General features: G+C 35.5%; 12 protein-coding genes. 6 read left to right on the top strand and 6 right to left on the bottom strand.

Annotated features, from left to right (window positions below; translation table 11 throughout):
* Positions 1-14 precede the first annotated feature (14 nt).
* A complete protein-coding gene (locus H4J57_RS16040; protein WP_182243594.1) occupies positions 15-380 on the bottom strand; it encodes a diacylglycerol kinase in 366 nt (121 codons plus the stop codon).
* A complete protein-coding gene (locus H4J57_RS16035; protein ID WP_220470322.1) occupies positions 380-2,077 on the bottom strand; it encodes a phosphoethanolamine transferase in 1,698 nt (565 codons plus the stop codon). Before H4J57_RS16035 ends, H4J57_RS16040 begins: the two co-directional genes overlap by 1 nt.
* A 175-nt stretch (positions 2,078-2,252) precedes the next feature.
* Between H4J57_RS16035 and H4J57_RS16030 the strand changes: the two genes are divergently transcribed.
* Entirely contained in the window at positions 2,253-3,020 is a 768-nt protein-coding gene (locus tag H4J57_RS16030; RefSeq protein ID WP_182243593.1) for a DUF3108 domain-containing protein, read from the top strand.
* Between the two features lie 669 nt (positions 3,021-3,689).
* Here H4J57_RS16030 and H4J57_RS16025 read toward each other — a convergent pair.
* The 4 genes from H4J57_RS16025 to H4J57_RS16010 form a co-directional block, all read right to left on the bottom strand.
* Positions 3,690-4,103 carry an ACT domain-containing protein gene (locus tag H4J57_RS16025; protein WP_182243592.1) on the bottom strand — a complete coding sequence of 138 codons (414 nt, stop codon included), beginning with the start codon at positions 4,101-4,103 and terminating at the stop codon, positions 3,690-3,692.
* Positions 4,104-4,130: 27 nt separating this feature from the next.
* Entirely contained in the window at positions 4,131-4,445 is a 315-nt protein-coding gene (locus H4J57_RS16020) for a multidrug efflux SMR transporter (protein WP_182222492.1), read from the bottom strand.
* A 374-nt stretch (positions 4,446-4,819) separates the two neighbouring features.
* Positions 4,820-6,244 (bottom strand): HAMP domain-containing sensor histidine kinase, encoded by a 1,425-nt coding sequence (locus H4J57_RS16015; protein WP_182222493.1) that lies wholly within the window; start codon positions 6,242-6,244, stop codon positions 4,820-4,822.
* Complete coding sequence (locus tag H4J57_RS16010; RefSeq protein WP_182222494.1) at positions 6,244-6,918, bottom strand: response regulator transcription factor; 675 nt, start codon at positions 6,916-6,918, stop codon at positions 6,244-6,246. Before H4J57_RS16010 ends, H4J57_RS16015 begins: the two co-directional genes overlap by 1 nt.
* A 994-nt stretch (positions 6,919-7,912) precedes the next feature.
* Here H4J57_RS16010 and H4J57_RS16005 point away from each other — a divergent pair.
* The 5 genes from H4J57_RS16005 to H4J57_RS15985 all read left to right on the top strand — a co-directional run bounded on the left by H4J57_RS16005 (position 7,913) and on the right by H4J57_RS15985 (position 15,137).
* Positions 7,913-8,473 (top strand): CBS domain-containing protein, encoded by a 561-nt coding sequence (locus H4J57_RS16005; protein ID WP_182222495.1) that lies wholly within the window; start codon positions 7,913-7,915, stop codon positions 8,471-8,473.
* A 319-nt stretch (positions 8,474-8,792) separates the two neighbouring features.
* On the top strand, positions 8,793-12,656 hold the full coding sequence (locus tag H4J57_RS16000; RefSeq protein ID WP_182243591.1) for a LamG domain-containing protein: 3,864 nt from the start codon (positions 8,793-8,795) through the stop codon (positions 12,654-12,656).
* Between the two features lie 839 nt (positions 12,657-13,495).
* Positions 13,496-13,891, top strand: a complete 396-nt coding sequence (locus tag H4J57_RS15995; RefSeq protein ID WP_182243590.1) for a hypothetical protein — start codon at positions 13,496-13,498, stop codon at positions 13,889-13,891.
* 90 nt (positions 13,892-13,981) lie between these two features.
* Positions 13,982-14,299, top strand: coding sequence for a hypothetical protein (locus H4J57_RS15990; protein ID WP_182243589.1), 318 nt, complete (start codon positions 13,982-13,984; stop codon positions 14,297-14,299).
* Between the two features lie 154 nt (positions 14,300-14,453).
* Positions 14,454-15,137: a hypothetical protein gene (locus H4J57_RS15985; protein ID WP_182243588.1), complete on the top strand. Its 684-nt coding sequence runs from the start codon at positions 14,454-14,456 to the stop codon at positions 15,135-15,137.
* Positions 15,138-15,483: the final 346 nt, after the last annotated feature.

Genomic DNA, 15,483 nt, shown 5'->3' with positions numbered 1-15,483 from the left:
AGCTTTTATGAGCATTACAGAAGTATTATTAGCCAAATGCTACTGGCGACAATAAGGCTGATCATCACTGCTGCAGATCCTAAGTCTTTTGCAAGCCCAGACAATGGATGAATCTCTAAACCAACCCTATCAACAACAGCTTCGATGGCGGTATTTATTATTTCTGTAAATATAACAAAGAGGATCGCCAGGACTAATATCACTTGTTCTTTGAAGCTTATATCAAATACAAAAGACAGTGGTATGGCAATAATAAGCAGTAAAAGCTCTTGTCTAAACGCTGACTCATTGGCGTAAAGCCATTTAAATGCGCGTAGTGAATTTAAAGCCGCTAAATAGACTCTATGCAACCCTTTGGGTTTGTTTATATTGTCAAACACTAGTCTTGAATCTCCATTGGTTTGTCTTGGGTTATAGTGGTGCGTGCTATAGCACCTTGTGATTTACACGCCAGAAAAGGGTCATTATCAATATAATATGCTTTTGTTCGAACTGACATAATACTAAGTAAAGTGTCAAAAACATTGTCATGAGTTATAGGTGATTTTACTGATGTTTTCAAGCAATTAAGGTCAAAGTCATTTTGCATTGGGTCGTTCCAATAGATCATGGGAACATGGGTTTGCTCCTCTGGAGCGAAGGCGTAGGGCAAACCATGTAAATAAAGTCCATTCTCACCAAGTGATTCGCCATGATCTGAAATATAAAGCAAAGAAGTTTCAATATCATTTTTCTCAGCCACTTGATTTAACTCATTAATAATTTTTGAGAGTACCAAGTCGGTATAAGCGATAGTGTTGTCATAGCTGTTAATAAGTTGCTCTTGTGTACAATTTTGAATATCGCTGCGTTGACAATCAGGAGTGAAAATACGTTTGTCTTTAGGGTAGCGTTTAAAATAAGTGGGTCCGTGAGAGCCAATCATATGCAGTATGATCATGGTGTTTTTATGGGTTAGTTCATTAAGCTTACTTTTCAAGGGCGCTAAAAGTGCTTCGTCATAGCAGTACTCACCATCACACAAAGGGTTTGATTTGTTAGTGTCTATTTGTTTCGTTTTTACCCGCGTACAAACGCCTTTACAACTGCCGTTATTATTACTTATCCATAAAACGTCAGCCCCCGCTAAGTGAATAAGATCTACAACATTTTGTTGTGCCATCGCAACACGTTTGTCATAACCCGTTTTATTTAATCTTGAAAACATGCAGGGGACAGAAACAGCCGTTGCCGTTCCACATGAACTCATATTTGAGAAAGAGACAACACCTTGTTTTTCGGTATATGGGTTAGTCCGTTTACTATAGCCATTTAGTGAAAAACTTTGAGCGCGAGCTGTTTCCCCTAATACCATTACGGTGACGTGCTTTTTCTGACTGTCACGCACTATTGATGGCGTTGTATCTAAGACCTTAAATTCTAATGGTGGGTAAAAATAATGATTTCGGACAAATTTGAATGACGAAACCACCATTTTATAAGGGATGATGTAGGTAATAAGGTCTTTATTATTTCTGCCAACAGCCGCGTAATTTGAATAGAAAAAGACGCCTATTAAAAAGACCGAGATAAGACTTAGGCCAATGATTTTTAGTCGACTTAACAGTTCTTTGAAAAAGGGCTTATAAATTAATTGTACCGAATAAATAATGAACGAGGGGAGCAATCCAAAAAATATAAAGAATATAATAGCGTGAAAATTTATGTAGGACCACGCTTCAGCCGTGTCAGTTTCTATAGTATTTTGCACCATACCGTAATCAAAAACGATCCCGTATGAAATGGTGCCATAAAATATTAAAGCAGAACAAATCACCGTAGCGATCAACAAAGGTTTAGTTAACCATCTAAATGAAAAAAGCCCTTGAATGATCATGGTTAACGCTAATAAAAATATTGGCAATGACACCAGAAAGAATAAATTATAGTTATCGAGCGCCGTAATAATCGTTGTGGATTTGATCAAAAAAGGTAAATTCAAGATCAGTGCTATGTAGCAACTGGTAAAGAACAATAATTGATTCGTTGTTAATTTTATATTGTTGAAATAAGAGATATATTTAATTATTAAATTCATAAAAACACCTATGGGTTAGTGTCTTCATAGTAATAATACAAACTTAAGGTTCGCTTAGGCTAAACTGAAAATAGCCTTTAAGATAAAAATCAATTTACCTTGGACGTGATTTACGCTAAAAAGAGAACGTTTTCCACGTGATTTTTCTGCATCACCACCACAAGGTACTATTTGGATGTTTCTCTACTCTCATTTTTTACGCTCAACTTATATTCGAACTTATATATTGTCCTGTTTAGTTATGGTCAGTTGTTATGCACAAAGTACAGAGAAATCCACTGTAGCGAATAATGCCACTTTGGCAGAATATACAGCGCATTATACCGTTTATCGAAAAGGTGATAAATATGGAACAGCAGAGCGGATGTTATCAAAAACTGCTGATAATCAGTATAAATTGACATTTAAAACGGAGGCTTCAAAATATTTTTATGTCATTAATACCGAAGAATCTAGTGAGTTTTCATATGATGCTCAACAGATAAAACCAATAAAATATACCAGCAAAGATGAGCGAACATTTAAGAAGACAAAGAATCAAACGATTGAATTTGATTATGCTAACCATCTTGTTTTGGGGAGCGATACCGCTGAACAATGGTCGCTTGCTTTAAAAGCTAATATACTAGACCCGTTATTAGTTATCGAGAAATTGAGCCATGATTTACAAAAAAAAGAACAGCATTTAGAATATTTTGTTTATGATGATAATTCAGTTAAAAGTTATATATTTGAATATTCAGGGATAGAAAAAATTAAGACACCAATGGGAGTGGTTGATACGATAAAGGTTTCTCGAATAAAAACCAATAGCTCAAGAAAAACTCATTTTTGGTTAAGTGTTGAACATAACTTTATTCCTTTTAGAGTAGAGCAAGAAAAAGAAGGTAAAGAAGTTGCAACACTTGAATTAAAAAAATTGATAATACCTGCCGGCAGCTAGAAGAATCTTTAATAGGTGATTTTAGCGATTACCTATTTGGTTAAAGCGTGACTAGATTAAAATTCAAGCCTCAGTTTAGTCAAAAGGCGAAGAGCGTTTTGTTTTAAGCTGTCTTTTATAAAGATTAATATTAATCTTTATAAATTGAGTCATATCATCTTGGCATTCGCCACTAAATCGATAGCTTAGATAAAAGGTGGTCAGTGTTAAAAGACATATTTGTAACTAAACTGAACGATATTGGCATTTATTTCAATAATAGGTACTTCTTTGGGCATTACTTTTTTTTTGAATAATAACATCAGTTATGCCACCCAATTACATTAGAACTTCGGTTTTTACCATTGACTACTGCGACTACATAACATTGACCAGCTAATGTTATTTAGGTTAACCACCAACTTTCACAAATAAATCATAATCATTTTTGAAAAAGAGTCGTTAATACTCATTTTTATAATAGCAACTGTTCCGATTAAGCGACGTTAGCATCAATATATTACTAGGCCACTGAGCATAATCATAAGTCATAGATGCGGATTTATCCTAACTGGCAACTAAGCCAACATTGAAGTCATTAGGGTTTTAAATTTGAAAGGCAACCTCTGACAAAGTAGATACTTCAGCAGTATACAAACCATGTAATGCCTTTCAATAACCAGTACGGTCTTAACCTGCAATGTCTTGTTGAGTAAGTGCGTTAAGATCAATTAATGCTTGTTCGGCATCCTTAACGGCAATAAAAACATGATCATGATAGTAAGCAGCAACCACATTTGCACTAATATTGGATTGCGTCAATTTAGTAGAAACCGCAGCGGTTAACCCAACTGCATCAAGGCTTGAATGTACATTCAATGTAATACATTTAAAAACACCAGAGTAAGAAATGTTAAATTCATCGGCTTTTTCTTTCGTCAATATAACGGTTAATCCTTCCTTTTCTTGAAAAGTGCTTATAGGGTTTAGCAATAATACTTGTTGATAATCATATGTCTCAATAGTACCAAACACATATTCATCTTCGATTAAAACAGGCGTCATTGACGCGATTAATTTTGCTAAGTTTTTTTCACCAGACATATATATTTCCTAAGTTTAATTTTTGTATTAATTAGATATTTTTAGACCAACCACACCAACAAAGATCAAACAAAAGAAAAACAATTGTTGAATTGAAAGTGGTTGTTCAAAAAAGTAATGGTTTATGATTGAAATTGATGACGCACCTATAGCTAACCAAACGAGGTATGCTTGGCTAACAGGAATGTCTTTTAATGCTATTGAGAACAACACTAAGCTAAGCGCCATTGAAAGAACAGCGAATATTACATATGGGATATTTGTAAAAGATTCTGATTTTTGAATACCAACTAACCAGCCAGCTTCTAAAATTCCTGCGAGAAATAAGATGAACCAATACATATAGACACTCTATTAAATTTAGGGGTCGTCCCCTGAAAAAATAGAGCGGTGAGGTCGTCCCCACATCGATACTGATTTAACGCACTGGCACATTAACAAATAAAATTGATAAAGGGAAATAGCTATTATATCTACTTATGATCGTTATGGGGGCATCGTTAAAGTTAAAAGTTTTATATCATCAATGTTTGACAAAATATTAATGGCAGCTTAGTTGCCTTGTAACTACCTTGACGTTTACGAATTATCGTAGCTTTATCGCAAATATTTAATTTTAAAGCGGTAAACATAAATGCAATTGAGTGGTACTGATGGTCGTTATTTTTCATAACGCCACAAGCTTAGTCATAGGCTAGATAAAATAATACCGTAGATCATATTATAATAGTAAAAGTAATACGTTGGTCAGGTGCTATTGCTACGTCTAAAATAGCCCCTATTCTCTCACAGTAAGATTTAACAATTGCTAAACCTAGCCCGTACCTTTCTTCGGATGTTCTTGATGAATCTTTTTGCCACAAAGGTTCAAAAAACATCGTTAAGTCTTGTTCTGAATATTCAAAACTGCTGACGTTTGAAATATCCAGCCGTATTTTATTGGTATTTTTTTCTGGTCTTACGGCAATAATCACCGGAGTTGTTTCTGGGCTATAGTAGAGCGCATTATTAATCAGATTAGTTAGCACAGTAGTGAAAGCAAATTCATTGGTCTGAATATAACCACATTGCTTACTAAAGCTAAGGGTAATATTTCTGCACTGCTTATTTTCAGAGACCATGATTGTCTTAAGTAACAGCTCAACATTTACTTGTTGTTTCTCTAATTCAGCTTGATAAGTACTTTTTTGCAATAAAAGTATCCCATTGACGATATTTCTTAATCGCTGTGTGATCGCAAGTACATCCGTCTTAAAGCTTGCGGCTAACTGCTCTTCATGAGGGAATTTTATTGCAACTTCACTTAAATTAAGTAACTCGGCGATTGGCGTTTTTAACTCATGTGCAATATCAGAGGTAATTCTTTTTTCTCTGGAATAAAGAATTTTATTCTCGCTGATAAAATGGTTAATTCCGTCTGCTATTGCGATAAGTTCTTCGGGGAGTTGGCTAGTTGATATGGTGCTAATTTCAGAATTTAAATTAATCTGTTTCAGTTTGATATTTAACTCATCGAGCGGTTTTAACCCTCGCTCAACAACATTAAAAACGATAATCCTTACCGCGATAACCGCGAAAATCGAGGTCAATATAAAAATAATATCAACAAACCAAAGAATTTGATTTAAGCCCTCGTTACTCGTTGCATAGGCCAACTCCATTGGCTTTTGAGTTTTTGCAAAGAACGCTTTTGTTATTCCGTATTCTTCTCTAACATCACTGTCGATTTGAGGGATGAATTTTGTGAAATACATCCGGCCAGAACGCCCATCGGGTAGGGTTATATTTGTTATTGATGATTTGTGTAGTGTAACGTCTAACTTGGGTAAGTCGTTATTTTCAAAAAGCTTAAGTGTTTCAGAGCGCTCAAATACCTTGTCATCTCGCCATAATTGAAAATATTCAGGATCGTTAGCCCCTGAAAACTCAGGCATAAACTCATCAGCAAAATCAAAATCTACTTTGTCAGGATGCTCGCTTACTAAGGTTTCTAATAAACCGGCTTTATTAATCATCGCGCGGTCAAACTGACTGCTGATCCAACTATCAACACTAATATCAGTAATTAAAAAGAGCGAGACTAACAATATCGATATTGATATTGATATATATCGACTTAACTTTTTCTTAATAGAAGTCATTAATTTTTCTCAACAAAATAGCCGAAACCACGCTTGGTTTTTATGGGTAAATCATGCCCTATATCTCTCACTTTTTTTCGGGTAGTTGATAAATGGGCTTCAATGGAATTTTTTGCTACTGCATTGTACTGGCCGGCTAGATAGTCACTTAGTTTTTCAGGAGAGACGACTTTACCTTGATTGGTAAATAAACATTCAACAAGCTTATATTCATTAGGTGTTAAATGGGCATTGATGCCATTGCATAGCAATTGTTTTAAATGAATGTCTAATGAAAAAACGCCAATATTAATTTTGCTGTCATTTATATTTAAGCTGCCTCTGCGCATTAAGCAAAGCAGACGAACATGAAGTTCATCGAATGAAAAGGGTTTTGTTAAATAGTCATCAGCGCCATTTAATAAGCCTGAAATTTTATCCTCAGTCAGATCTCTTGCTGATAGTATCAGTACTCTAAGGTCTTTATTGGCTTTTCTTATAGCTTTTAATATTGCAGTGCCATCAACTGATGGCAGCATCAAATCAAGTATTAGTAGCGAGTAATCACCAGCTAAAGCCATACTTAGGCCTTCAGAGCCATCGCCAGTATCATCTACCGTGAAACCTAAGTTTGACAGCCCTATTTTTAGACTTCTTCTTAACGAAGTTGAATCTTCAATAATTAATATTTTCAAGGTAAGCCTACAATAAACAGTTTCTCTTTGTAGAAGATAGCAGAGTTAACTTAAGATTTGCTGAGTTTTTGCTTAGATTATGCTGTTAGATATAACCGGCAGATAGCCTAAATAAGCGCTATTTAAAGCGTTACTTGAAGAGAAATTACTTGTGAAAAAGTAACTTGAAAATCATAGAAATAAAAAATTACATTTACTGACTTGAAAAAATAAACTTGTCACTCAATATCTATTAAATAATAATTTATTTTGAGAACCGCTTGAGTAAATTTATCTTCGCCATTTTTTTATTTTTTATAACCAGCTCCCATGGAGAGCTAGGATATAGTATTGGCGATGAAATAAACTCGAACATTGCTCAACAATTTACTCTTGAAATCTTCACTGATATCGCGTGTGATACAGAACCTGATGTATTGCTTATCAGCAATAAAACAAATAATCGCATCAACCAAGTTACCTATCTATTTAAAATCTCAACAAACAAAAATATCATATTATTGAATGACAAATTTCAATACCTGCACCCAAGAGCTCCTCCCTTAAAAATCGTATAAATTTCATTGCTTTTAATCAGGCCATTTAAATATTGATTTTTGACCTAATCTCGACAATTTTTTGTGGAGATTTATTTAAGATGCTATCAACGATATTTTGTTATTAAACGTAGGACGCAAAATTAAAATCCTACGTTAATAAAATCGTATAAACCTTAGTATACACACACATTTAATTCATTGTGTTCACGTTACTTTTGAGCTTGATAGTTGTCGAAAAGGTCATGCTAAGTTCGGCTGTCATATTTCATTTACTAGGCAGAAAAAACATCAATATAAAAGTGATTTTTAATTATACAAAAGATGCTTTTAATCAAGCGTTTAATTAACTGAGTAACACGATTAAAACCTTGATTAAGCAGCAGGAAAATATCATTTATTTAGTATGTGTTTTTCTGTTACAGACAAGATGATTCTTAATAAAGTGAGTAGTAATTATGACCAGTTTACAGTTATTTGATTTAGATTTAATAGACAAGATTATATCACCAGAAGATTTTAACAATATATCTTTAACATCGCCAGCTACAGATATCTTTACTGATTTTAAAGAACATAAGGCGTTAGTGATTGAAGGGGATACTGATGCTGCCGATACTTTAAAGTTGATGCTCAAAGCACATGTAAAAATGAAAATAGTTGTGTCAACAAACAATGATTTTTTAGGTATAGTGAGTACCAATGAGTTGTCAGAGCAAAGTATCGTAGCAGAAGTTGCGAAGGGCATTGCTAGAGATGAAATACTAGTAAAAGATATGATGATACCAAGGTCTATGCTACACGCACTTGATTACAAAGATATTGAAAATGCTAAGGTTAATGATGTTGTTTCAACATTAAAAAATTATGGATTACGCCATTGTTTAGTTGTTGATAGGAGTAATCACCATATAAGAGGTGTTATATCTTCGAGTGATATTGCGCGGAAATTACATTTACATATTGATATTATTACTAAAACCTCATTTAAAGATATTTTTGAGGTAATTCATGGGTAGATAGTAATGACCATAAAGATAAATAATATCTTTATGGTCTCGTTATTTAACAGGTTTATTAACAGTCGTAAGCTATAGGTTGTTTGAATAAGTAAAAAAATGGATACAAGTGAGTATCCATTTTTATTTGGTGGTAAGGTAAGTTTTGTTTTTGAAGGGTGTTTTTATTGTTTTAGTGTTTTTTATACCTTATAAAAAAGGGCATAAGCTTAGATCTTTGACTAGTTATTTTTACTTTTCTAGTAGATACATACGATTTTTTATATATTATAATTATGATGTTTTGTAGAGGAAATAGCTTTTTAGGGGATAGTCTCAAATGTATGTTTATCATAAAAATTCTCGCTGTTTAATCGCGTGCCTTCTCTGGGCTTTATCAATATTCTCATTACCCGCTCAGGCTGTCACTGAACAAATTAGAATAAGTTCGACTAATGATGACGTAGAAGAACGTATCACGGATGGCGACATGTACCGGGATAGTACAGATCTTGAATTTGGTTTTGATGATTTTGTTGACGGTTTACAAATTGTTGGTCTGCGCTTTCAAAATGTCAATATTCCTCAAGGTGCAACCATAAATTCAGCTTATATTGTTTTCGAAACTGATGAGAGTGATAGTGGTGCTACTACTCTAGTTATATTTGGCGAAGATACTGACAGCGCTAATCAATTCTCCAGTGTTGCTTATAATATTAGCAACAACCGAGCAAAAACTTCAGCAGCGGTAAATTGGACACCATCAGCTTGGAATACTATTAGTGCTCTTCATCAAACGCCTGACCTTAGTCGTATCATTCAAGAAATTGTTGATAGAGCCGGTTGGTTGGCTAACAATAATCTAGTATTGATTGTTGAGCCTGGCTCAGGGTGCTTAACAACGACTTGTCAACGTACAGCAGAATCATATGACGGGGAACGTAATAACGGCCCGTTATTAGTTGTTGATTACACCCCAAAACCGATTGAATTATCTGTATATACCGAGGACGTGATCGGTGAGTACGGTGTTTCTAGTTATGGCGGTTCAAGTCAAGACAGAACCGGAGCGGTAGAGATAAGAGATGCTGGTTTAGGGCTTTACATGGATGGTAATCGTTGGCAAAAGATTGATTTTCCCTATACGGTTACCGTAGATACGGTTATAGAATTTGATTTTCAAAGTACCGTTGAGGGTGAGATCCACGGTTTAGGTTTTGATAACGATTTAGACCTTAGCTCAGATAAAAGTTTTAGGGTACATGGTACTCAAAACTTTGGGATTTCTAATTTTGCTACTTATACCGGTAACGGTACAACTCATTTTACTATTCCTGTAGGCGAATTTTATACCGGTAATTTTCAATATTTATTTTTTATAAATGACGATGATAGAAGACAAAGAGCTGATAGCTTTTTTAGTAATATCGTTGTTTATGAAAAAACAAACCTGTTAGTTGAGTATCACTTTGATGAATTAAGCTGGGGCGGAAACAGTGGTGAAGTGCTTGATAATTTAAGTAACGGCCTTAATGGTACTGCCATTGGTAATAGCACGACCATTAATGATGGACAGGTATGTAGAGCAGGTACTTTTGACGGTAGTGGCGATTACGTCGAGGCACCGGGTATCGATGAATACCTTAGTACGACAGCAAGTCTTTCCTTTTGGATAAATACTCTTCAAATTGGTAATAATACCGCTTGGAATGCCCCAGGTATTGCCGGCGTTGAGGAAGTCGGTGGTGGCAATGATATTTTTTGGGGCTATATAGATGCCTCTGGGCATATACGAATACAAAAAGGTAATGGACGTTCCGCCGTTTCAAACCAACCTATTAATAACGGCAGTTGGCACCATGTCGTATTAACTTGGGACAGCTCAACGGGAGTAGTGCAAGTATTTGTAGATGGAAATTTAGACAATTCTGCAACCTCTGAAACTGGAGATGTGAGTACAGCCTTCTCTAGTATTGGTCTCATTAAAAACAATGGAGTAAATTTTAACGGTCAACTCGACGAATTGCTGGTTTTTGGTTCAGTGCTATCTTTAAATGATGTGCGTACTATTTATGACAACCAATTTACCGGCGAAAAAAATTATAACGGTAGTCCGCGTACTTGTCCTGAACCCGTTGTTCATCACTACGAAATTGTACATGATGGCCAAGGATTAACTTGTGCAGAAGAGTTTGTGACCGTTAAAGCCTGTATTGATGAAAGCTGCTCAAGTTTAAGTGCCGTATCAGTGTCATTAGATTTCCTTGCTGATGGCGATATCATCAGTTCACCTACTTTTAGCGGTAGCGCTCGCATTGATTTTAGTTATACCAGCGTTGAAACCTTAACCTTCTCAATAGCAAACGCTTCAGTTACCTCTTCTAATCCCTTTGTGTGTGATGATGGCGTTGGCTCTTCTTGTGATATGGCATTTAGTAATGTTGGTTTTAGGTTCCTCTACGGTGACGATAATCGATTGACATTAACGAATCAAATATCAGGTTCGGTATTTGACGACACATTAAAGTTGCAGGCTGTAAAAGATACTCTTGGAGTGTGTACGGGGTTATTTAATGATGATGTTAGCGTAGCTTTATCGCAAGAAAATATCGATCCTGTTGGGACGAGCGGTCTTAGCTTTACCACTAACAATAGGATTATTGCCAAACATCCAAACACTACACCTACCACGTTACAGTTTACGGGTGATAGTATTGCCGTCATACCCATGCCAATTTATCATGATGCAGGTCAAATTCGTTTGCATGCTAGTTATATCTTAGGTGAATCAACAGTATTGGGAACGAGTAATACCTTTTGGGTAAGTCCAGCTAAATTAATTGTTAGTGCTAAAGCGGGCACAACTGATATAAATGGCGCAACGTCAACGGCAACTAAAGTACACCCAGCAGGTGCAAATTTTGAGTTAAGTGTAAAACCATTCAATAGTCTTGATGTTATTACGCCAAACTACTCGCCAGGGCAAATACAAATTAAGTTAAGTAGGACAGGTCCAACAGTAGGTGTAAGTGCAGATGGTAATTTTAATTATGCAACAACAGGTCTATTAAAAGCTTATCTAAACCCTGAATTTGAAAATGTAACGCTTAGTGATTTTTCTTCAGGTGTATCTACTTATAGTGAAGCACAATACTCAGAAGTAGGCTTGCTTAACTTAGCGGTAAAAGACAGTAATTATGGCAATGCTAATATTACTGTTTTAGCTGATGCAATTGATATCGGTCGCTTTATCCCCGATCACTTTATTCAAACAATAGCAGAAGATGGTTATTTTTTGGCGACATGTAACTCAGGAACAACATTTGCCTACAGCGGCCAAAAAGACGAAGCGACTAACACTATTGGTGCAATAACATACTTAACTAATCCAACACTGGCTATTACGGCTTACAATCAACAGGGCCAAATTACCCAGAACTATACCGACAGTTATATGAAGCTCAGCAATACGGGGGTTAGTATCACTGAGCCGACTTTAGACCAAGTGGCGATAGGCGCTGATAGCACTAAACTATTGTTAACGGCTAATATGAATACGGGTATTTTGAGTCAAAATGATTTAACAACATTAATACCCGAAGATAATCCGCTCCCTAAAGGGGTATTGCACTATCAACTATCAAATAGTGATAACTTTTTTTATGACCGCTCTGCCAACGCTCTGGTGGCACCCTTTACCGCTGATATTGATTTTTCAATAGCTTCAATTACCGATTCTGACAATGTTAACGTAATAACGACGGCTGATGCGTCACCGGTGGGAGTCGAAATTCGCTTTGGAAGATTATCATTAGTCAATAGCTTTGGGCCTGAAACTGCCAATCTTAACCAACTGATCAATAGTGAACATTTTGATGGTACAACTTTTATTACTACCACTGATAATAATTGTGTTACTTATAACGCAGATAAAATTTCCCTGAGCAATATTAGTTTAGACCCCGCACTTACTCGTGCAGAAGGACAGGGTGTGTTTATGACGGGTAAAGCTCGGGATATTAAATTGACAGCGCCGGGATCAGGTAAACAAGGGGAAATAGGCGTCTTGTACGATAGCTATGACTGGTTGAAATATGATTGGGACAATGATGGTGAGTATGATGATAATCCTACTGCTGTTGCCACCTTTGGAGTCTTTAGAGGCAATGATCGAGTCATCTCGTGGCGAGAAGTTATTAACTAATCATAGGTGGGCATAGTTAACAAAATAGCTTTGTGCCTTTATTATTTAAAGGATGAAATATAAACCCCATGTTCTAACAACCGCTCTCTAAATCATTAAAGTTTGGGTAGCAAATGTTTATTGCTAGACATCACGATTAAAAATAACCTTTTTAATCGTCTCATTAATATTTTTGGCATACGCTAATTAGTCATATTAAAAATGCTTTTTAAACCACTTTAATACCGCATATACTCCGCGCTGATCCTGTTCGATGGTCGGCGAGTGACTCGTATCCTCAAACTCTATATATTGAGATTAAACTCCAGGGGATTGACCTTCTCTAAACGTAATTCCCCCTTAAACAATCGCTACATCCTTGTCTGCGTTACCCGGTATGATTAAGGAGGGAGGATCTGCACAATTGTGGATCTTCATGAATAATTAGAGCTCTCGTTCAGGATTTTCTTGGCTGTAGCTAGATTGAGTTAAATCGATTGAAAAATTTTCGTCAAAAGTCGTGAGAAAACTATAAAAAACGTCACAAAAAATAAGAAAATTTAAAAACCTCCTAAGCTATGTACTGAATGGTCACTTATTAGCCATAAGCGGTCATTAACTTTTAGGTCATTACTAACTCAATTTTAACCATAACACTCTAACCTCTAATCTGCACAGTAGATGGAGTTTTTAGGCGCTGCTTTACCTGTTTTTATATTGTTTCTAAATGACTTTATTAACTTCTAATTAATTCTATTGCTATCTCAATTGTTTCTGAGTATTATCTATTGTATTCTACATCGAATCTAAGTGTGTTCTATGTGGATTTAACAATATTAACCAAAATAAACGGAGTCAACATGTCAAATTTAAACTTAAATATTTCACTACCTCAAAACTTAGTTTTTGAATTATTAAAAGAAGTGAAAGATACAGAGGCTGATTTATCAGAACATATAGCTTCTAAATTGTGGCAATGTTTAGAAAAAGATCAGGATGAACTTTTGAAAGAGGCTATTTTCAGAGCTGCACACGAAAAAAAAGGTGATACTTTTATCCTTAAAGCAATACTCTCAAGTTCATGGGGCGATATTCAATCTCCTAGAGCATTTGGACGTAAATTTAAGAAAGCAATGATTGAATGGAACATAGCTGAGGTTACAGGGAAGCAAGCCGACAATAAGCTTATTTATACAAGAACAGCACAAAAAATTGAGGACAGAGAACTCTTAGACCGATTAGAAATCAGAACATAATGAAAAGGCTGAGAGGCGACTCTACCTTACATTAAAGGTAGAGTCGGTCTAAACCACACGATAAAAATATTATTTGTACAGGAGTTGTAAATGAAAATAGTTAAAGGTTTTAGTTCGCTGTTTAATACATTTCGAAATCTTATTTCCGCTTGTTCTACTCTTAGTGACATAGCTAAGGTTAACGCCGAAACAGAGATGTTAGAAGCTCTACATAAAAAAATGGAAATGGACAGGAAACTTTCTCAGCTTGACGATGTTGAAATCGAAAAAATAAAAGAGATTTTAGATTCATCAAAACAAAGGCAACACGATAGAAAAGTACAACTGCTACTAATTTCTTTCCCTATTTTATTTTTTCTAATTCTCTTTTTTGTTTTAGGTGAGATTTTGGTAAAAACGTTAACATAATAATAGACGTGCGAAAGCCAACATATATTTATTTAACACAAACAGTTCAACGAAACGTTTACTTCCTGCGTGGTTTCGTTGCACTACACTAAAATTTTACTCATGCAGCAAAAGCCCATTAATATGACCCTTAGGCTGTGAGGAATTATAAATTATGGTAAGTGTTCCATCAATACATAATCATGCAGTTGAACGCCTGAAAGAGAGGTTTGGCGTAGACGAATCTTGGCTGAGAGATAAACTCGAACAGGGGGGATTTGTTTGGCTAAAAGGGAGTGGGAATAGCTGTAACGCAAAATATGTTCGGTCTGGCCATCTCATATACCTTCCAAGTAAAAACGAATATTGCATTGTTGTAATGGATGATCGCTCAAGAATTGCTATTACTGTGTTAACCGAAGATATGGCTCTTAATTCTTCCTGGGGTAAAGGATTAGATAAAGCAGCAAAACTCAAGGCAAAAAGATTAGCATTAGGCGAGGAAGCAGTGCGCGATATCAACTTTCTTTTTTTATATGCAGAAGATAGAAGTGAGCTTTCAGTTACAATACAGGCAAAAACCATATCGTATGACTGGAACCCGCTAATACAGTCCATTTCCAAAATAAAAATTAAACCGGAGCAGATTGATATTGACAGAAACTGTTGCACATTATCAAACGAACAGATGGACGCAGTATCTAAATCAATTAGTGAAAAAATAGCGAACAAAGAAATTCGTCCATACTGTGAATTGTCGCTCAGAACTGGCCGTGGAAAAACTGCATTAATTTCAAATAAATTGAATGTGGCTTCTGACCTAGAAAACGCTGAACTTGCCATGCGCTGGGAAACATGAAAAAGGCCACACCTAAGAATTTTAAGCGGGACTGATCTTCCTCTAACAATCTAAACATCTTTCTTTTATGATTCATAACTACTCTGGTGGCATTGCAAGTAAAGATCATGAAATTAAAGTCGTTAAAGAGTTACGGATGAACATCTGAATGGTTCGTTTAAATATTTTTACTCTGGCTTCTTAATAGGCGAAAAGATGAATAGTGTTATTGAGGGGACGGACCTATGAATGAACACTGAAGAAGTGTCAAAACGCTTGAGGGGCCTTTGAACTACCTAAAAGGTAAAGTAGAAAGTTAGTACCAATAAATCAACACTCTTCTAGGGTATGGTCATTATAAATAGTA

The organism is Colwellia sp. BRX8-7 (assembly GCF_014077275.1).
Taxonomy (GTDB): Bacteria; Pseudomonadota; Gammaproteobacteria; order Enterobacterales; family Alteromonadaceae; genus Colwellia_A.
This window is presented reverse-complemented; position numbering and strand designations above follow the sequence as displayed.